The following is an 18345-nucleotide window of genomic DNA, read 5'->3' as shown; positions in this document are numbered from 1 at the left end:
GATCCTATTTTAGGCCGTGACTTGTAAATAAAACATTTTTATTACAAATATAACGAAAAATAAGTTTCGGTTAACGTCGGTGAGGAAAAAACATGTCGGAAAAGAAAAATAAAACACGGTTTCCTTTTTTTCGCAGCCTGGCGTTTCCGTTGCGTATCTTTCTACTCATTCTGGTCGTTTCTGTTTTTATCATCGCGGCATTAGCACAATACTTTACCGCCAGCTTTGAAGATTATCTGGCAACGCATGTTCGTGATATGGCAATGAATCAGGCGAAAATTATCGCCTCGAACGACAGCATTATTACTGCTGTGAAGCACCGTGATTACAAGCGCCTGGCAACGATAGCGGATAAGTTGCAGAGCGGGACTGACTTTGACTATGTGGTTATCGGTGATACCCACTCGATCCGTCTTTATCACCCTAATCCGGATAAAATTGGCTACCCCATGCAGTTCACCAAACCCGGCGCACTGGAGAAAGGGGAAAGCTACTTTATTACCGGTAAAGGGTCTATCGGGATGGCGATGCGCGCCAAAACCCCTATCTTTGATGATGATGGTAAAATCATCGGTGTTGTCTCAATTGGCTACCTGATCAGTAAAATCGACAGCTGGCGCTCGGATTTCTTACTTCCGATGGCAGGGGTGTTCATTCTATTGTTACTGGTGCTTATGTTACTTTCCTGGTTTTTTGCCGCCCATATTCGACGCCAGATGTTGGGTATGGAACCCAAACAAATCGCGCGGGTAGTACGTCAGCAGGAGGCGCTGTTTAGCTCAGTATACGAAGGCTTAATTGCTGTTGACCCTGAAGGGTGCATTACGGCGATAAATCGCAGTGCGAGAAAAATGCTGGGGCTCTCGTCGCCTGGACGTAAGTGGTTGGGTAAGCCGATTGCGGAAGTCGTTCAGCCAGCAGATTTTTTTACCCAGCAGATTGCGGAAAAGCGTCAGGATGCGATGGTTAACTTTAATGGGTTGAGTGTTATTGCTAACCGCGAGGCTATCCGCTCAGGTGATGAACTGCTCGGAGCTATCATCAGCTTTCGTAGCAAAGATGAAATTGCGACCCTGAATGCCCAGTTAACACAAATCAAACAGTATGTAGAAAGTCTGAGAACGCTACGTCATGAACACCTGAACTGGATGTCCACCATCAATGGTCTGCTGCAAATGAAAGAGTATGACCGGGTGCTGGCCATGGTTCAGGGAGAGTCGCAGGCGCAGCAGCAACTCATTGATAGTCTGCGCGGTGCTTTCGCCGATCGTCAGGTTGCAGGCCTGCTGTTTGGCAAGGTACAGCGTGCACGGGAACTGGGCCTCACAATGAGCATTGTCCCTGGCAGTCAACTGCATAAACTTCCTGAGGGGTTGGATAGCACAGAGTTTGCAGCAATTGTTGGCAATCTGCTTGATAATGCGTTTGAAGCCAGTTTGCGTACCCAGCAGGGTAATAAGGTCGTTGAACTCTATCTGAGTGATGAGGGCGATGAGGTGATCATCGAAGTCGCCGATCAAGGTTGTGGCGTACCGGAAGCATTGCGCGAAAAAATATTTGAACAGGGTGTGAGCACTCGTACCGATGAACCAGGCGAACATGGCATCGGTTTGTATCTGATTGCAAGTTATGTGAGGCGCTGTAATGGGGTGATTACGCTCGAAGATAACTCCCCCTGCGGTACCTTATTTTCTTTATTTCTTCCGAAAGTGAAAAAAAACAATGACGGAACCATTAACGCTACTGATCGTTGAGGATGAAACGCTACTGGCGGAAATGCATGCTGAATATATCCGCCATATACCCGGTTTCAGCCAGATATGGCTGGCGGGTAATCTTGCGCAGGCAAGAATGATGATTGAGCGTTTTAAGCCCGGTTTGATTCTTCTTGATAACTACTTGCCGGATGGCAAGGGCATAACTCTGTTACACGAGCTGACTCAGGCACGCTACCCTGGCGGCGTGGTGTTTACCACGGCGGCCAGTGATATGGACACGGTCTCAGAAGCCGTACGCAGCGGGGCGTTTGATTATCTGGTTAAACCCATAGCCTACGAGCGACTGGGGCAGACGCTTACCCGGTATCAGCAACGCAGAAGAATGCTGGCCGGTAATGACAGTGCCAGCCAAAAACAGATTGATGAAATGTTTAATGCATATGCGCGCGGGGAGCCGAAAGGGGATTTGCCGACGGGGATCGACGCGCTAACGCTGAATGCGGTACTGAAGTTGTTTGCTGACCCGACGGTACATCATACTGCGGAAACGATCGCTCAGGCGTTAACCATCAGCCGTACAACATCCAGACGTTACCTGGAGTACTGTGCCAGCCGCCATTTGATCATTGCGGAGATTATTCACGGGAAGGTAGGTAGACCGCAGCGTATTTACCACGGCGGCTAAATGCTGATTTCTGACGTAGGCCGGATAAGATGCTTTAGCATCGACATCCGGCAACGGTGCGGTTTAAATGCCGGATGCGGCGTAGATGCCTTATCCGGCCTGCATTTCACTGAGTATCAGCCGCCAACGACGGCTGAAGAAGAACCTGGTACCATCACTTCAGTGGCGATAATCACAATCAGCAGTCCGACCATCACCGGAACAGAAGTTCGTTTTACGACTTCAAACGGTGAAATCTTCGCCATCCCCGCAACAGCTACAACCACACCGGATACCGGGGAGATTGTGCGCCCGAGGTTTGACGCCTGCAGCATTGGGATCGAAAGATAGGCAGGGTTAATACCGGAAGAGTGTGCCAGTTTTGGGATCATCTCAACGAAGGCATAGAAAGGCGCGTTACCGGAGCCCGTGGTCATTGCGGCCAGCATGGTCAGAATCACCAGGACCAGCATCAGAATAATACTTGCAGAACCAAATGAGGTGGCGATAGAGATCAGACTTTGAATAAAGCCAATGGTGCTCAGACCCTGAGCAAATACACCGGCTGCAACTAACAGCATGACGACGTTAGCAAAGGCATCTGCCATTCCACGGTAGGCGACTTCCAGACCTGAGAAAACCTTCTGGGTGTTGAATCCGCGGATGAACTCCAGCACTGCGGCAATAAGCATGCACAGCACCAGAATCGTGATGATGTGCAGTTGCGGGCCCCATTTGCCATCAAAAATCAGTACACCGACGATCGGGGTAAACGGCAGAATGGCGTAAAACGAGGGGGCTGTGGTGGTGATTTCTGCCACATCTAACATTTCGTGAGAGATGTTCTCTTTTTTATCCAGATAGCGCTGCCAGAAGTAATGGGCAATCGCCATACCAATAATGGCAGCAATGGAAATCGGCAGCGTGGTTTTAAACGCGAAGTCGATCAGTGGCATTTCCGCTGCTTTTGCAGCCAGCACGACATCCCCGGACGTTGGAGAAAGAATGATTGCGGCAGGGGAGGCGCAAATGGCCGCCGCAGCACCACGACTGATCCCAACGTTAACCATGACCGGAAAGAGTGTCGCCATCAACAGCACGCCCAGCCCGGTTGCCGAAGAGACGGCCAGTGACATCAGGCAGGCAACAAAATAGGCGGCAATCATTAGCATGTAAGGCGAGTTGATATATTGCAGGGGTTTGGAGGCCAGCTTAACGACCATATCGTTCGCGCCAATATGCGTCATGTAGGCGGCAAAACCACACAGCATCATAATCATCATGCCGAGGTCGCCGCCGCGGCTCATCAGCAAAATTTTAATATATTCAACAATATCTGTCGCGGTGTAACCGGTACTTTCGGCACTGCCGGGCAGAACTTTATGTCCCATCAGGGCGCTGATAATCAATAAAACCAGGCCCCCGACAAACAATACGCCGGTTGCGGAATAACCTTTAATGATGTAGCGAGCTACACCCACAATAACAACGACTCCAATAAGGAGTTCTATAAATGTCAACATTGTTTCCCCTGTCATATTGACGCCCAGAAAGTAAAAAAACTAAAAAAAGCATAAAGCGGTGTGAGAATGTGCCTAATAAACACCTGCTCCTTGCTGATTAAAATCAATAAAAATACGGATTCAACCGATGGCGCAGACGTTTTTTCAACATAGCGGATGAAAAGGGAGTACCGCAATCAAAAACTGTGAAACACTCTGGTTTTATGTGTTATTTTGCTTTGCAATGATGTATTAATGTTAATTGATTGTAATTTTTTTGGTGTTTGTGCGTAAAGGAGCAGATTAATAGAAATAAGAATTCGTGTCATATATAAAAACCATAATAAATATAATGATAATAATCTGGAATTTGTATGTGGAGAATATTCTGATTTTTTATTAGCGCATCTTTGTTAAGCTAACATTAAGGTTTTGTTTGCTACAATTAATACTAACTCCCAGGATGGTAATTAAGTCGTGATTGTCGCTAAACGTTATTTTCTCATTTTTTCATTTCTTTTTATTCAGTTAGCCTTTATTCCCCAGGTGTTTGCTGAGGATAAAGGGTGGTTTGATACTTTTAAAGATAATGTCAGTGAAACCTGGCAGCAGCCTGAACATTATGATCTGTATGTGCCGGCCATTACCTGGCATGCGCGTTTTGCCTATGATAAAGAGAAAACCGATCGGTACAACGAACGTCCCTGGGGGGCAGGATTTGGTCAGTCCCGTTGGGATGATAAAGGTAATTGGCACGGGCTCTATATTATGGCCTTCAAGGACTCCTTCAATAAATGGGAGCCGATTGGCGGCTATGGCTGGGAAAAGACCTGGCGACCGCTGGCCGATGATAATTTTCGTCTTGGGCTGGGCTATACAGCCGGTTTCACCGCGCGCGATAACTGGAACTATATTCCCGTGCCATTGATCCTGCCGTTGGCCTCGATAGGCTATGGTCCGGCAACGTTCCAGATGACCTACATTCCGGGTACGTATAACAACGGAAATGTCTACTTTGCCTGGATGCGTTTCCAGTTTTGACAGACTACCTGTATTGTCAGGTGGATTATTATAAACTTGTTTAAAAACAGATGGATATGTTGGTTGTCTGAAAAATAACGCGACATTTATCACTTTTTGACAAAGTTCGACTGGACAAAGTGCACCACAATTGTTGTACTGATACCCGACACAGCATTTGTGTCTATTTTTCATGTAAAGGTAATTTTGATGTCTAAGATTAAAGGTAACGTTAAGTGGTTTAATGAGTCCAAAGGATTCGGTTTCATTACTCCGGAAGATGGCAGCAAAGACGTGTTCGTACACTTCTCTGCAATCCAGACCAATGGTTTTAAAACTCTGGCTGAAGGTCAGCGCGTAGAGTTCGAAATCACTAACGGTGCCAAAGGCCCTTCTGCTGCAAACGTAATCGCTCTGTAAGCATACGACAGCAAGAATTCAAAACCCGCTTAATTGCGGGTTTTTTTTCGTTTAGTGTGCAGGAGAGGCCGAAACCAGCCAGAATGCCAGAGCCGTCATCGCAAATGACCCTAACAGGTTAACCAGCACATTCACCATTGCCCAACCAAAACGTCCTTCCTGTAGTAAAAACACCACTTCTGCCGAAAAGGTTGAAAACGTCGTCAGTCCGCCGCAGAAACCGGTGGTGATGAGCACTTTCCACATTGGATCAATGTTTGTCATGCGGTTAAACCACGCCAGCCCCATACCGATAATAAACGCGCCAATCAGATTTGCTGCCAGCGTACCGAATGGGATGGCCTGATGCAGCGGATTGAACCGCATGCTTAACATCCATCTTGCTACGCTTCCTGTACCGCCACCGATAAAAACTGCTAAAAGGAGTTGTAACACTGCGTAATCCTGCTATTTGATTGTATATAGCGTGAGTGTAACGCTGAATAATTGTTGTTGGCGAGCTTAACCCATTTTTCTGGAGGGAATATGTTTGTTGCAGCAGGGCAATTTGCCGTGGGTCCCTCGTGGGAGAAAAATGCGGAAACGTGTGTCCAGTTGATGTCACAGGCCGCAGGAGAAGGATCATCTCTGTTGGTGCTGCCGGAAGCGCTGTTGGCCCGTGACGATCTCGACCCCGACCTGTCGGTGAAGTCGGCTCAGCTACTGGAGGGCGGTTTTCTGACGCGGCTACAGCAAGAGAGCGCGAAAAACGAGATGACGACGATTCTGACGATTCATGTTCCCTCTGTACCTGGACGGGCGTTGAACATGCTGGTTGCGCTACGGGGAGGCCGGGTTGTTGCCCATTACGCAAAATTACATCTCTATGACGCCTTTTCGATTCAGGAGTCGCGGAATGTCGATGCAGGTGAGGCTGTAGCGCCATTGCTGGACGTAGACGGATTAAAGGTAGGGTTAATGACCTGCTATGACCTGCGCTTTCCTGAGCTGGCATTGGCGCTCGCGTTACAGGGGGCTGAAATCCTGGTCTTACCGGCTGCCTGGGTTCGTGGTTCGCTGAAAGAGCATCATTGGACAACGCTGCTGGCGGCAAGAGCCCTGGATGCAACCTGTTATGTGATTGCCGCGGGGGAGTGTGGTAACAAGAATATCGGTCAAAGCCGGGTTATCGATCCGTTTGGCGTGACGATTGCCGCTGCGGCGGAAACGCCCGCGCTGATAATGACGGAGGTTTCTGCTGAGCGGGTGAGGCAGGTCAGGGCGCAACTTCCTGTGTTACGGAACCGCCGCTTTGCGCCACCGCAATTATTATGACGTTTTTTTAAACAAGGCTTGATTCACCTTGTTACAGATTGCTATTGTGTGCGCGCGTCGAAAGGCCGTTAATATTCTCAGGTTAATATGGCGCTTTATGCAGCCTGGTTTAAGTTAAGAAGGTATCTATGGGTGAGATTAGTATTACCAAACTGCTGGTGGTTGCCGCACTGGTCGTTCTGCTGTTTGGTACCAAGAAGTTACGTACACTGGGTGGAGACCTGGGAACGGCAATTAAAGGCTTCAAGAAAGCGATGAACGATGATAATGCCGATGCTAAGAAAGATGCTGACGGTAGCGTTCAGACTGAGAAGCTTTCCCATAAAGAGTAATGTCAGGAGCACGATGCTCATACTGCATACTCTGCATGAAAAAAAACCGGCAATTGCCGGTTTTTTTATTGCTGAAATGTAAGTGAGTATTACACGATCACTTCACTTCCAGCCCTTTCGCCTGCATGTCCGCATGGTAAGAAGAACGAACAAATGGGCCGCAGGCTGCATGGGTAAAGCCCATTGCCATGGCTTCCGCCTTCATCTCATCAAACTCGTCCGGGCTTACATAGCGCTGAACCGGCAGGTGGTGACGACTGGGTTGTAAATACTGGCCCAGCGTCAGCATTGTCACGCCGTGACTGCGCAGATCGCGCATAACCTCAATGATTTCAGCATTGGTTTCACCCAGACCTACCATCAGGCCGGATTTGGTTGGGATCTCAGGGTGCGCTTCCTTAAAACGTTCCAGAAGCTTCAGTGACCAGTTGTAATCAGCCCCAGGGCGTACGTTGCGGTAAATACGCGGAACGTTCTCTAGGTTATGGTTAAACACGTCTGGCGGGGTGGCCGTGAGGATATCCAGCGCACGATCCATACGACCACGGAAGTCAGGTACCAGCGTTTCGATTTTAATCGACGGGCTTTTCTCGCGGATTGCAGTGATACAATCAGCGAAATGCTGAGCGCCACCGTCGCGCAGATCGTCGCGGTCAACGGAGGTAATGACCACATAGCGCAGCGCCATGTCCGCAATCGTCTGAGCCAGCTTTAACGGTTCGTTAGCATCAGGGGCAACCGGGCGACCATGGGCAACGTCACAGAATGGGCAGCGGCGAGTACAGATTGCGCCGAGGATCATAAAGGTCGCGGTCCCGTGGTTGAAACATTCTGCCAGGTTAGGGCAGGACGCTTCTTCGCAGACAGAGTGCAGGCCATTTTTGCGCATCGCTGCTTTGATACCCTGGATGCGAGTGGAGTCCGCTGGCAGTTTTATTTTCATCCATTCCGGTTTACGCAGCAGGGCTTCGCGCTCTGTTGCAACATTTTTTACCGGGATAAGAGCCATCTTATCGGCATCGCGGTATTTAACACCGCGTTCCATCACAATGGGTTTACTCATAGCTTGCGTGTTCCAGTTGCGAATTACGAAGGAAAGCGTTTCAATTCAAGGGAATGTTGCATTTATCAACTATTTTTGAATTAGTGATACGCAGTATATCATTGAAACGGGCCAGAAAGCAGCCTGACAGGCTGGCAAAATGTAAAATAGTTGTTGTTTTGTGCCATTTGCCACAACATATGCTGCGGCAAACTATAACCTGTTTTTTCAGTCTGCAATGTACTCGTGGGGGGGATTGCCCAACAGCGCTAAAATATTAGCCAGCAGACGAGGGCGCACGCTCTCGGTTGTTGCCGTACTGTCCCACAGCGAGACTTTTGCCATTTCCATTCCCGCATAGCCACAGGGGTTGATGCGCAGGAAAGGTGATAGATCCATATCTACGTTGAGCGCTAAGCCGTGAAACGAGCAGCCTCTACGGATACGTAACCCTAACGAGCAGATTTTCTTTTCGCCGACATAGACCCCCGGCGCATCAGCACGCGGATGGGCGTCAATACCTATCTCCGCAAGCGTATTCACCACGGTTTGTTCCAGTAGTGTTACCAGTTCACGTACGCCCAGTTTGCGGCGTTTGAGGTTCAACAGAACATACATAACCTGCTGACCCGGTCCGTGGTATGTCACCTGGCCGCCCCGATCGCTCTGGATAACGGGAATATCACCGGGCATCAGTACGTGCTCTGCTTTACCGGCCTGACCCTGGGTAAAGACAGGATAATGCTCTACCAGCCAGATTTCATCATGACTGTTTTCATCACGGGTATCGGTGAATTCGTGCATGGCCAGAGAGACTGGCTCGTAGGGCTGAAGACCAAGCTGGCGGACCAGAATTTTATCCTGATACAAAACGGCATCTCCGTAGATACTCACACAGAGTAGAGAATGTTAAAGAGGGGAAAAGTATACCACAGGAGGGTGGGGTTACCCGAGCGGGGATGCAGCGGGTAACCGACAGGTTTTTACAGCACCATACGTACGATATCGATATTACCTAATTCTTCGTACAGCGTTTCAACCTGCTCAATGTGTGTCGCATTAATAGTGATTGAGACCGAGTGGTAGTTGCCTTTGCTGCTCGGTTTTACCGTTGGGGAGTAATCACCTGGCGCATGGCGCTGTACCACTTCAACCACCTGATCAACCAGCTCAGGCAACGCCTGCCCCATTACTTTGTAAGTAAATGGAGTAGGGAATTCAAGCAGTTCGTTTAGTTTGGTTTTCATGTCAGCTCCGGCGTTACATCAAAAAATAATAACTCCCACAGAGCGTGGGAGTTATCTGGATACTTAGTATATGGGGACGTAAATCACACTTTCAAGTGTTCGATTTTTAGCCAAACCAGTGATGGAACATTAATTTAATGTAATCAATGATTTTACCAAAGAAGTTGCCTTCCGGGATTTCCTGCAGAACCACCAGTGGACGCTGCTCAATGGTTTTGCCATCAAGCTGGAAGTTGATGGTGCCGACAACCTGGTTTTTCTGCAGCGGGGCATGCAGTTCCGTGGTGTTCAGAACATAGCTGGCTTTCAGGTCTTTCATGCGGCCGCGTGGAATCGTCAGGTAGACATCTTTATCGACACCTAACGACGCACGATCGGTATTACCAAACCAGGCGGGCTCTGAGGCAAACTCTTTGCCGACTTTCAATGGGTTCACGGTTTCAAAGAAACGGAAACCCCAGGTCAGCAGCTTTTTACTTTCAGTTTCACGACCTTTATAAGTGCGACCACCCATCACGGCGGAGATCAGACGCATCTGACCTTCTGTCGCAGAGGCAACAAGGTTATAACCCGCTTTGTCAGTATGGCCGGTTTTGATACCGTCAACATTCAGGCTGTTATCCCACAGCAGACCGTTACGGTTGAGCTGGCGGATGCCGTTAAAGGTGAACTCTTTTTCTTTATAGATAGAGTACTCGTTAGGTACATCGCGGATCAGGGCCTGACCAATCAGCGCCATATCGCGAGCTGAGCTGTACTGGCCCTCTGCATCCAGGCCATGTACGGTCTGGAAGTGGGTGTTTTTCAGCCCCAGCGCATTAACATAGCTGTTCATCAGGCCGACGAAAGCGTCCTGACTACCAGCAGAAAAGTCTGCCATTGCCACGCAAGCATCGTTACCGGATTGCAGGTTGATACCACGGATTAGCTGCGATACTGGAACCTGCATGCCCGGCTTGAGGAACATCAGGGAGGAACCTTTAAAGACAGGGTTGCCCGTAGCCCAGGCGTCGTTGCCGACGGTGACCAAATCGGTTTCTTTGAATTTCCCGGCTTTCATTGCCTGTCCGATGACGTAGCTGGTCATCATTTTGGTCAGGCTGGCGGGATCGCGGCGAGAGTCCGCATTCTGTTCTGCCAGAACTTTGCCTGAATTGTAGTCAATCAGGATATACGACTCCGCATCGATCTGCGGAACACCCGGGATCATGGTTTTAATATTCAGGTCATCTGCATGGGCAGCAGAAAGAGAGGCTGCGCAGAGAGCCGCGGTGAGCGCCATGCGCTGCACGAAACGAGCGGAAAAAGTGGTCTTCATGGTCTGAACTACGACGTCCGTGGTGAAATTAAAAAAAGTGCCCTACTATAGCAAATGCATAACTCACAGGCATCTGACTTTCCGCGTGACTTTGTTAATGTCGTTTACAGAAATTGACAACTCAGATGCCTGATTTACGTTATTACACGCCGGTGATGAAGGACTGTAATTGCGCCTCGGATTGAAGACGCTGTTGCAGTGTGGAGGCTTCAGCCTTGCTGGCGAATGGCCCCATCTGAATACGCCAAACGGCACCGTTTTGCACAACCCGGCCCGGAACGCCAAACTGCTGACTTAAACGCTTTTGATACTGCTGTGCACGCGCCTGCTCGCTTACCGCACCAACCTGAACGACATAACGACCGTTGGCTGCAGCTGCCGGAGTGGCAACGGCGGCGGCTGGTGCTGCTGCGACAGTCGGTGTTGTGGCTGGCGCAGTCACAGGGGCGGCCGGCTGTGGCGCTGGCGTCGGTTCGCTACCTTCAAGCACGCCGGAAGCGAGCGTGGTCGGTGCGCCGAGGAAACCACCGCTGTTTACTGGTGCTCCGGTAGGGTCATCGCTTTTCAGCGTGGAATTGCTGATCGGGCGGATATCACCTTGCGGCTGACCCGCATCCGGTGTAGCAGGCATACTGCCGCCGCCGCTTAAGTCAGGGCGTGAGGGCAGGGCATAGGTTTGTTTGGCCACTGTCGTACAGGCCATACCTGGGCCGGACAGAGAGCCATCCTGTGCGACAATGATAGGATCAATACGCACTTTCGTGTTGTTAGAGGTATTCAGACGATCGGCTGCTGCTCGCGACAGCGAAACGACGCGATCGTTGCCATAGGGGCCACGATCGTTAATGCGGACGACGATCATTCGACCATTTGCCAGGTTAGTAATTCTGGCATAGCTTGGAATTGGCAGCGTTGGGTGCGCAGCGGTCAGCTGCATCGGGTCGAACGCTTCACCAGAGGCGGTTAAATTGCTTCCCGGCTCCGCATCGTAAATGGCGGCCAGTCCAGCCTGGCTAAAGCGGGAGGGGTCCTGGACTATCTTGTAGCTCTTACCGTCACGCTGATAGTCCTGATTCGCCGTCGGGTTCAGGGGTTCAAAGCGCGGATCGGCTCCGCTGATTTCAACAATCGGACCATTACACACCGCAGGCTGCGGCGCGACGGCAGCCTGTTGCTGACCATCATCACTTGAACACGCCGCGAGCATTCCTGCTGCGATGCAGATTCCAATCCACTGCTTACGCATTGCGTACCCCTTACACGCTTTTCGACAACATTTTTCTATGGGTGTGGATCGACATGACAATCCCGAACCCGGCCATCAGCACGATCAGTGCAGAGCCTCCGTAACTGACCAGTGGGAGTGGAACCCCAACTACAGGCAGAATACCGCTCACCATACCAATATTTACGAAGACATAAACGAATAATATCAACATTAAACCACCGGCCATGACGCGACCAAAGGTTGTTTGCGCGTGGGCGGCAATCCACAATCCGCGCATTATCAGCAAAATGTACAGGGCAAGCAGGATTAAAATCCCAACCAGACCCAGCTCTTCCGCCAGTACTGCAAAGATAAAGTCAGTATGACGTTCGGGCAAAAACTCCAACTGCGACTGCGTACCATGCAACCAGCCTTTGCCGCGTAGCCCACCTGAACCAATAGCAATTTTAGACTGAATAATGTGATAGCCCGCGCCCAGCGGATCGGTTTCCGGGTCGAGAAGCATCATCACGCGTTGTCGCTGGTAATCATGCATCAGGAAGAACCACAGTATTGGAATAAATGCGGCCACCAGAACCACAGCAACGCCGATCAGACGCCAGCTCAACCCGGAGAGGAACAGGACAAACAGGCCGGAAAGTGCAACCAGGATTGAGGTTCCAAGGTCAGGCTGCGCGGCAACCAGCAGCGTGGGCATAAAAATGAGCACCAGCGCGATCGCCGTATTCTTCAGCGAGGGTGGGCAGACATCGCGGTTGATAAAGCGCGCCACCATCAACGGGACGGCTATCTTGGCAATTTCCGAGGGCTGAAAACGCACGATGCCCAAATCCAACCAACGTTGTGCGCCTTTAGAAATGGCGCCGAAGGCATCGACAGCCACCAACAGGATGATACAGAAGATATAGAGGTACGGTGCCCAACCTTCATAGACCCTGGGGGGAATTTGCGCCATCACGACCATGATGACCAGCCCCATAGCGATCTGGCCGACCTTACGTTCCATCATGCCAATATCCTGGCCGCTGGCGCTCCAGATGACCAGCGAGCTGTATACCAGCAGAGCCAGCAAGATAAGCAACATTGTGGGATCGATATGAATTTTGTCCCAGAATGTCTTTTTGTTCGGATTATCCGTCACGATTATTGGTCCTCACCTGCTGCAACCGCCGGGTTTTCAGCAGGCAGATTGGTGTTGTTGTCGCCCAACATAATGTGGTCAAGGATCTGGCGCATGAGTGTACCTACCGCCGGACCGGCCCCACCGTTTTCGAGGATCATCGCGACAGCGACCTCGGGTTTGTCATAGGGCGCGAATGCAGTCATCAGTTTGTGGTCGCGTAAACGTTCGGCGATCTTATGTGCGTTATAGGTTTCATTGGCTTTCAGGCCAAATACCTGCGCGGTACCGGATTTCGCCGCAATTTTGTAGGGTGCGCCAGCAAAATACTTGTGCGCAGTCCCATTAGGGCGATTCGCTACACCGTACATACCGTCTTTGGCGATTTCCCAGTAGCCAGAATGAATGTCACCGACAGGAGGCTCATGTGGCTGTATCCACGGCACTTGCTTGCCGTTTTCCGCTGTGCTCATCAGCAGATGCGGAACTTTCACCATGCCGTCGTTGATGAGGATCATTAGCGCTTTACTCATCTGGATAGGTGTTGCTGTCCAGTAGCCCTGACCGATACCGACAGGGATTGTATCACCCTGGTACCAGGGCTTTTTAAACCGTTTTTGCTTCCACTCGCGGGTTGGCATGTTTCCGGCGCGCTCTTCAGCGAGATCGATGCCCGTATAATGACCGTAACCAAACTTGCTCATCCACTCAGAAAGACGGTCAATCCCCATATCATAGGCGATTTGATAGAAAAACGTATCAGCGGACTCTTCCAGAGAACGGGTGATGTTCAGATGACCGTGTCCCCATTTTTTCCAGTCACGGTAACGTTTCTCTGAACCGGGTAATTGCCACCAACCGGGATCGAATAGCCCGGTATTGCGAGTAATCACGCCTGCGCTTAACGCAGAGACCGCAACATAAGGTTTAACCGTGGACGCCGGAGGGTAAACACCTTGCGTGGCGCGGTTGACCAGTGGGGTATTGGGGTCATTGAGTAACCCGGAATAATCTTTGCTGGAGATGCCGTCCACGAACAGGTTCGGATCGTAGCTCGGCATAGAGACCAGAGCCAGAACACCGCCAGTACGCGGGTCTGTGACCACGACGGCGGCACGGCTACCCGCCAGCAACGTTTCAATGTATTGCTGGAGTTTTAAATCAAGCGTCAGATAGATATCGTGCCCGGCCTGCGGGGCGACTTCTTTGAGCTGTCGAATGACGCGGCCACGGTTATTGACTTCAACCTCTTCATAACCGGTTTGACCATGAAGTACGTCTTCGTAATAGCGCTCGATACCCAGCTTGCCGATGTCATGTGTGGCTGCGTAGTTGGCCAGCTTGCCATCTTTATCCAGACGTTCAACGTCTTTATCGTTGATCTTCGATACGTAACCAATCACGTGGGTCAGTGCAGAACCGTATGGATAATAGCGGCGTTTATAGCCTTTGACCTCGACGCCGGGGAAACGGTACTGATTCACGGCGAAGCGTGCGACCTGAACTTCAGTCAGGTTGGTTTTTACCGGGATCGAGGTGAAGCGGTGCGAGCGGGCTCGCTCTTTTTTAAAGGCTGCGATGTCGTCATCGGTCAGATCCACGACGTTGCGTAGCGCGTCGAGGGTATCCTGAATATTGTCGACCTTCTCCGGCATCATCTCTATCTGATAAATAGTACGGTTAAGGGCGAGGGGAATTCCGTTGCGGTCATAAATGATGCCGCGGCTGGGGGCGATAGGCACCAGTTTGATGCGGTTCTCGTTCGAACGGGTCTGATAATCAGTAAAGCGAACGATTTGCAGATTATAAAGATTGGCGATCAGCACGCCAGTGAGCAGCAAAATCCCCAAAAAAGCGACCAGCGCCCGGCGCACAAACAGCGCGGACTCAGCCGTATAGTCGCGAAAAGAATTCTGTAGTTTCATCCGCTGCTTAATCTACTCAAGAATCAATGATCACTCACGGTGATAAGGATGGTTGGTGGTAATGCTCCACGCCCTGTACAGACTCTCTGCGACCAGCACCCGAACAAGAGGGTGGGGAAGGGTTAATGCAGAGAGTGACCAGCTTTGCTCCGCAGCCGCTTTACAGGCGGGGGACAGCCCTTCCGGTCCGCCAATCAACAGACTGACGTCACGACCATCCAGTTTCCAGCGTTCCAGCTCGGTCGCCAGTTGTGGCGTGTCCCAGGGTTTGCCTGGGATATCAAGGGTGACGATGCGGTTTTTGCCTGCGGCGGCCAGCATCTGTTCACCCTCTTTGTCGAGAATGCGTTTAATGTCCGCGTTCTTGCCGCGTTTTCCTGCCGGGATTTCAATCAGCTCAAAGGGCATGTCTTTTGGAAACCGGCGCAGGTACTCCGTAAAACCGGTTTGCACCCAGTCAGGCATCTTCGTACCCACGGCGACAAGTTGCAGCTTCACGTATTAACTCCAGAGTTTTTCCAGTTCATACAGGCGACGGCTCTCTTCCTGCATAACGTGGACAATCACATCGCCAAGATCGACAACGATCCAGTCAGCTACGTTTTCGCCTTCTACGCCAAGCGGCAGCAGACCGGCGGTGCGAGATTCCTGAACAACGTGATCGGCGATAGACATGACATGGCGGCTGGACGTGCCAGTGCAGATAATCATGCAATCGGTGATACTGGATTTGCCCTGAACATCTAAGGCGATGATGTCTTGACCTTTCAGGTCATCAATTTTGTCGATTACAAAATCCTGGAGTGCTTTACCCTGCAAGTGTTCCCCCTGGGTGAAAAAGAGTTAAAAACGTCTGTTAGTATACCTGAACCAGAGGCGATATCGGGACAAATGTCTCCGAAAGCGCTTTTGCGGTGCGCTATCATCCCACCCCACGCAACAGAATGCATCGCCATTTTTGTAAAACAATTTCTGCAAAGCTCTGAAAGGCGGGAAAAGTCAGGTTGCGGAGAATAGCAGCCTGTCATAGGGTGTCAATGGGAGAGAGGCCCATCGGCAGAAAAAACAGTGCATTCACTCACCCTCGTGCCACACGGCGCGACTATTGAGAACTTTCAGAACCGCAAAGTCGTCACAAAAATCAATTGCACTCCAGCAACCCTGTTCGATGCGAAAGTGCCACATGGCGGCCGCGGGCATGGACAGCAGCCGGGCCACCAGCACGCTCAGCACGCCCTGATGACTCACCACCAACAGATTTTGACTGTCTTTGTAATCAGCAAGCTGCGCAATGAAACGTTCAACACGCTGTGAAAATGCCTGGAATCCTTCGCCATTGGTTGGGGTTGCGTTCTGCCAGTCATTACACCATACGGCATAATTTTCAGCGTCTTCACGTGCAAGATCGCGATGATGGCGCATTTCCCAGTCGCCAAAGAACATCTCATTTAGTTCAGGCATGACACGCACAGGAACCTCGCGTTCCGCCAGAATCAGTTGGGTTGTATGGCGGGCGCGTTCGAGTTCGCTGCACAGAACGTTGTTGAAAGGGACATTGCGTAGCAGCCCACTCAGTGATTGCGCCTGAGCAATCCCCCGTTCCGTTAGCGGTGTGGGGGCATGACCGCTGTATAACCCAGCGACATTGGCTTCGGTTTCTCCGTGACGTACTAACCAGAGTCTCATTTTTTCCTCTTGGGGCTATTCGCACAAAATATGATGCTTGCCCTGATTGCGCAGAGATTTTTTCAATAAAATACCCTCTTTTGACTGGAGCGGCACGATGTCTTTATTGAAGAGCGCGCACGGCGGTAATACCCGAGAAGCCGCCGCATTGTTGGGCATCCCGCCTGAGCAATTGCTGGATTTTAGCGCGAATATTAACCCGCTGGGTATGCCCGCAACCTTAAAATGCGCGCTTATCGACAATCTGGACAGGGCTGAACGCTACCCGGACGTTGACTACACCCAGTTGCATGCGGCGCTGGCGCAGCATCATCAGGTACCTGTTTCGTGGCTCCTCGCGGGGAATGGCGAAACAGAATCTATCTTCACCCTGGTTAATGGGCTCAAGCCGCGCCATGCGATGATTGTTGCCCCCGGATTTGCTGAATACCGCCGGGCGCTGGAATGGGGCGAATGTGCGATCCATGAGTTTGCGCTGCGCGAGGAGGATGGCTGGCAGCTCACCGCCACGATCCTTGATGCGTTAACGCCGCAGCTGGACTGCCTCTTTCTTTGTACGCCCAACAACCCGACAGGGCTATTGCCCGATGATCGTCTGCTTGCTGCGATAGCAACGCGCTGCGCTGAATTGGGGATCACCTTGATTCTGGATGAAGCCTTTATCGATTTTATTGCCGGGGAGGAAGGTTTTATTCCGCGGCTACAAGAGAATCCGCACATTTGGGTTCTTCGCTCGCTGACCAAGTTCTATGCGATACCGGGGTTGCGATTGGGTTATCTGGTCAATAGCGACGAACAGGCCGTGGCACGGATGCGCAGCCGACAAATGCCGTGGTCAATTAACGCATTTGCCGCGCTGGCGGGAGAGATGATTCTAAGCGATAGCGCCTACCAGCGGGCGACGTGGCAATGGCTGGCACAGGAAGGACAGCGATTTGATCAACAATTGCAAACGCTGCCCGGCCTGACTGTCTATCCCGGTCGGGCTAACTATCGGTTGTTACGCTGCGATCGACCGGATATCGATTTGCAAAAATCACTGCTGGAACAACATGTTTTGATCCGCAGTTGTGCCAATTACCCTGGGTTGGACGCGCGTTACTACCGGGTTGCTGTTCGCAGTCAGGAAGAAAATGACCACCTGCTGGCGGCATTAACCAACACGCTTAGCGGTACAAACCCTGCTGGTTGATATAGTCGAGCACGGCGCGTGGCAGTAAGTCGTCGCACGGCTCGCCTTTTTCCAGGCGTTCGCGGATAAGTGTAGCGGAGATATTGAACCAGGGCGTTTCAGCAAGGTAAATCTTACCTGCCGGCAGGTTATGCAGATCATCTGCCGTATGGGTCAGATGGCGCTCCAGCCATTGCTGGTGCTGTTCCTGTGCCATCTCAAGGGGATAACCCGGTCGTCGACACACGATAAGATGTGTGTTATCCAGAATCGTGTCGTAATCATGCCAGGAAGGAAAGGTCAGCAGTGAATCCTGACCAATAATGAATGCCAGCGGTGCATCCGGGCCTTGTTCCACGCGCCACTCTTGCAGTGTTTGTGCGGTGTACGAGGCGGTATCGCGTTTTAGCTCGCGCTCATCCAGTGAAAACAAAGGCTTGTCGGCAATGGCCAGTTCAAGCATATGTTTACGCTGGGCGCTGGAGGCTTCCGGTTGCGCACGATGTGGTGGCACGTTATTGGGCATGACAATAACCCGAGACAGGCCAATCAGATTAGCCAGAATTTCAACGGGTTTCAGATGACCATAATGCACCGGATCAAAGGTGCCACCGAACAGAGCCTGCAATGATTTCATA

Annotated in this window: 20 protein-coding genes; 7 read left to right on the top strand and 13 right to left on the bottom strand. The window is 51.0% G+C overall.

Annotated features, from left to right (window positions below; all coding sequences use genetic code 11):
* Positions 1-92 precede the first annotated feature (92 nt).
* Positions 93-1754, top strand: a complete 1662-nt coding sequence (dpiB, locus tag NNO03_RS15025; protein WP_271449874.1) for a sensor histidine kinase DpiB — start codon at positions 93-95, stop codon at positions 1752-1754.
* Positions 1723-2403, top strand: coding sequence for a two-component response regulator DpiA (gene dpiA, locus NNO03_RS15020; RefSeq protein WP_005120841.1), 681 nt, complete (start codon positions 1723-1725; stop codon positions 2401-2403). Before dpiB ends, dpiA begins: the two co-directional genes overlap by 32 nt.
* Positions 2404-2519: 116 nt before the next feature.
* On the opposite strand, the gene dcuC is transcribed toward dpiA, so the two are convergent.
* Positions 2520-3905: an anaerobic C4-dicarboxylate transporter DcuC gene (gene dcuC, locus NNO03_RS15015; RefSeq protein WP_271449873.1), complete on the bottom strand. Its 1386-nt coding sequence runs from the start codon at positions 3903-3905 to the stop codon at positions 2520-2522.
* A 456-nt stretch (positions 3906-4361) separates the two neighbouring features.
* On the opposite strand from dcuC, the gene pagP reads away from it, so the two are divergent.
* Together pagP and cspE are read left to right on the top strand one after the other, a co-directional pair.
* The gene (pagP, locus tag NNO03_RS15010; protein WP_369124578.1) at positions 4362-4925 is read left to right on the top strand and encodes a lipid IV(A) palmitoyltransferase PagP; all 564 of its coding nucleotides are present in this window, start codon (positions 4362-4364) and stop codon (positions 4923-4925) included.
* A 189-nt stretch (positions 4926-5114) separates the two neighbouring features.
* On the top strand, positions 5115-5324 hold the full coding sequence (cspE, locus tag NNO03_RS15005) for a transcription antiterminator/RNA stability regulator CspE (protein WP_000034825.1): 210 nt from the start codon (positions 5115-5117) through the stop codon (positions 5322-5324).
* Between the two features lie 51 nt (positions 5325-5375).
* On the opposite strand, the gene crcB is transcribed toward cspE, so the two are convergent.
* Positions 5376-5759, bottom strand: coding sequence for a fluoride efflux transporter CrcB (gene crcB, locus NNO03_RS15000; protein ID WP_043015566.1), 384 nt, complete (start codon positions 5757-5759; stop codon positions 5376-5378).
* Positions 5760-5849: 90 nt separating this feature from the next.
* Between crcB and NNO03_RS14995 the strand changes: the two genes are divergently transcribed.
* Both NNO03_RS14995 and tatE read left to right on the top strand, forming a co-directional pair.
* Positions 5850-6638 carry a deaminated glutathione amidase gene (locus NNO03_RS14995; RefSeq protein WP_271449872.1) on the top strand — a complete coding sequence of 263 codons (789 nt, stop codon included), beginning with the start codon at positions 5850-5852 and terminating at the stop codon, positions 6636-6638.
* A gap of 128 nt (positions 6639-6766) precedes the next feature.
* Positions 6767-6970: a twin-arginine translocase subunit TatE gene (gene tatE, locus NNO03_RS14990; protein WP_048212302.1), complete on the top strand. Its 204-nt coding sequence runs from the start codon at positions 6767-6769 to the stop codon at positions 6968-6970.
* 97 nt (positions 6971-7067) lie between these two features.
* Here the strand turns inward: tatE and lipA are convergent, their stop codons facing one another.
* From lipA to NNO03_RS14940, 10 genes are all read right to left on the bottom strand, one after another.
* Positions 7068-8033, bottom strand: a complete 966-nt coding sequence (gene lipA / locus NNO03_RS14985) for a lipoyl synthase (protein WP_003022702.1) — start codon at positions 8031-8033, stop codon at positions 7068-7070.
* Between the two features lie 207 nt (positions 8034-8240).
* Positions 8241-8882, bottom strand: a complete 642-nt coding sequence (gene lipB, locus NNO03_RS14980; RefSeq protein ID WP_271441569.1) for a lipoyl(octanoyl) transferase LipB — start codon at positions 8880-8882, stop codon at positions 8241-8243.
* A 113-nt stretch (positions 8883-8995) separates the two neighbouring features.
* A complete protein-coding gene (ybeD, locus tag NNO03_RS14975; protein ID WP_000850547.1) occupies positions 8996-9259 on the bottom strand; it encodes a DUF493 family protein YbeD in 264 nt (87 codons plus the stop codon).
* Positions 9260-9365: 106 nt separating this feature from the next.
* A complete protein-coding gene (gene dacA, locus NNO03_RS14970; RefSeq protein ID WP_137384513.1) occupies positions 9366-10577 on the bottom strand; it encodes a D-alanyl-D-alanine carboxypeptidase DacA in 1212 nt (403 codons plus the stop codon).
* Positions 10578-10719: 142 nt separating this feature from the next.
* Positions 10720-11823, bottom strand: coding sequence for an endolytic peptidoglycan transglycosylase RlpA (gene rlpA, locus NNO03_RS14965; RefSeq protein ID WP_271449871.1), 1104 nt, complete (start codon positions 11821-11823; stop codon positions 10720-10722).
* A gap of 10 nt (positions 11824-11833) precedes the next feature.
* The gene (mrdB, locus tag NNO03_RS14960; protein ID WP_003022718.1) at positions 11834-12946 is read right to left on the bottom strand and encodes a peptidoglycan glycosyltransferase MrdB; all 1113 of its coding nucleotides are present in this window, start codon (positions 12944-12946) and stop codon (positions 11834-11836) included.
* A gap of 2 nt (positions 12947-12948) precedes the next feature.
* Positions 12949-14850: a peptidoglycan DD-transpeptidase MrdA gene (mrdA, locus tag NNO03_RS14955; protein WP_271449870.1), complete on the bottom strand. Its 1902-nt coding sequence runs from the start codon at positions 14848-14850 to the stop codon at positions 12949-12951.
* A 30-nt stretch (positions 14851-14880) separates the two neighbouring features.
* Complete coding sequence (gene rlmH / locus NNO03_RS14950) at positions 14881-15348, bottom strand: 23S rRNA (pseudouridine(1915)-N(3))-methyltransferase RlmH (RefSeq protein ID WP_003022725.1); 468 nt, start codon at positions 15346-15348, stop codon at positions 14881-14883.
* 3 nt (positions 15349-15351) lie between these two features.
* Positions 15352-15669 carry a ribosome silencing factor gene (rsfS, locus tag NNO03_RS14945; RefSeq protein ID WP_003022728.1) on the bottom strand — a complete coding sequence of 106 codons (318 nt, stop codon included), beginning with the start codon at positions 15667-15669 and terminating at the stop codon, positions 15352-15354.
* Positions 15670-15924: 255 nt separating this feature from the next.
* Positions 15925-16536 (bottom strand): adenosylcobalamin/alpha-ribazole phosphatase, encoded by a 612-nt coding sequence (locus NNO03_RS14940; protein ID WP_271449869.1) that lies wholly within the window; start codon positions 16534-16536, stop codon positions 15925-15927.
* Positions 16537-16633: 97 nt separating this feature from the next.
* On the opposite strand from NNO03_RS14940, the gene cobD reads away from it, so the two are divergent.
* Entirely contained in the window at positions 16634-17728 is a 1095-nt protein-coding gene (gene cobD / locus NNO03_RS14935) for a threonine-phosphate decarboxylase CobD (protein WP_271449868.1), read from the top strand.
* Here the strand turns inward: cobD and nadD are convergent.
* Positions 17703-18344, bottom strand: a complete 642-nt coding sequence (nadD, locus tag NNO03_RS14930) for a nicotinate-nucleotide adenylyltransferase (protein WP_137384696.1) — start codon at positions 18342-18344, stop codon at positions 17703-17705. The two genes, cobD and nadD, sit on opposite strands and share 26 nt — an antisense overlap.
* Position 18345: the final 1 nt, after the last annotated feature.

Origin of the sequence: Citrobacter sp. Igbk 16, assembly GCF_028069755.1 — a bacterium.
Classification (GTDB): Bacteria; Pseudomonadota; Gammaproteobacteria; order Enterobacterales; family Enterobacteriaceae; genus Citrobacter.
This window is presented reverse-complemented; position numbering and strand designations above follow the sequence as displayed.

What these genes read in the sequence shown, in the direction of transcription:
- mrdA (WP_271449870.1), bottom strand. Translation starts at nt 14,850, where the DNA reads ATGAAACTACAGAATTCTTTTCGCGACTATACGGCTGAGTCCGCGCTG.
- lipA (WP_003022702.1), bottom strand. Translation starts at nt 8,033, where the DNA reads ATGAGTAAACCCATTGTGATGGAACGCGGTGTTAAATACCGCGATGCC.
- nadD (WP_137384696.1), bottom strand. Translation starts at nt 18,344, where the DNA reads ATGAAATCATTGCAGGCTCTGTTCGGTGGCACCTTTGATCCGGTGCAT.
- ybeD (WP_000850547.1), bottom strand. Translation starts at nt 9,259, where the DNA reads ATGAAAACCAAACTAAACGAACTGCTTGAATTCCCTACTCCATTTACT.
- tatE (WP_048212302.1), top strand. Translation starts at nt 6,767, where the DNA reads ATGGGTGAGATTAGTATTACCAAACTGCTGGTGGTTGCCGCACTGGTC.
- cspE (WP_000034825.1), top strand. Translation starts at nt 5,115, where the DNA reads ATGTCTAAGATTAAAGGTAACGTTAAGTGGTTTAATGAGTCCAAAGGA.
- dcuC (WP_271449873.1), bottom strand. Translation starts at nt 3,905, where the DNA reads ATGTTGACATTTATAGAACTCCTTATTGGAGTCGTTGTTATTGTGGGT.
- rlpA (WP_271449871.1), bottom strand. Translation starts at nt 11,823, where the DNA reads ATGCGTAAGCAGTGGATTGGAATCTGCATCGCAGCAGGAATGCTCGCG.
- dpiA (WP_005120841.1), top strand. Translation starts at nt 1,723, where the DNA reads ATGACGGAACCATTAACGCTACTGATCGTTGAGGATGAAACGCTACTG.
- cobD (WP_271449868.1), top strand. Translation starts at nt 16,634, where the DNA reads ATGTCTTTATTGAAGAGCGCGCACGGCGGTAATACCCGAGAAGCCGCC.
- dpiB (WP_271449874.1), top strand. Translation starts at nt 93, where the DNA reads ATGTCGGAAAAGAAAAATAAAACACGGTTTCCTTTTTTTCGCAGCCTG.
- dacA (WP_137384513.1), bottom strand. Translation starts at nt 10,577, where the DNA reads ATGAAGACCACTTTTTCCGCTCGTTTCGTGCAGCGCATGGCGCTCACC.
- NNO03_RS14995 (WP_271449872.1), top strand. Translation starts at nt 5,850, where the DNA reads ATGTTTGTTGCAGCAGGGCAATTTGCCGTGGGTCCCTCGTGGGAGAAA.
- NNO03_RS14940 (WP_271449869.1), bottom strand. Translation starts at nt 16,536, where the DNA reads ATGAGACTCTGGTTAGTACGTCACGGAGAAACCGAAGCCAATGTCGCT.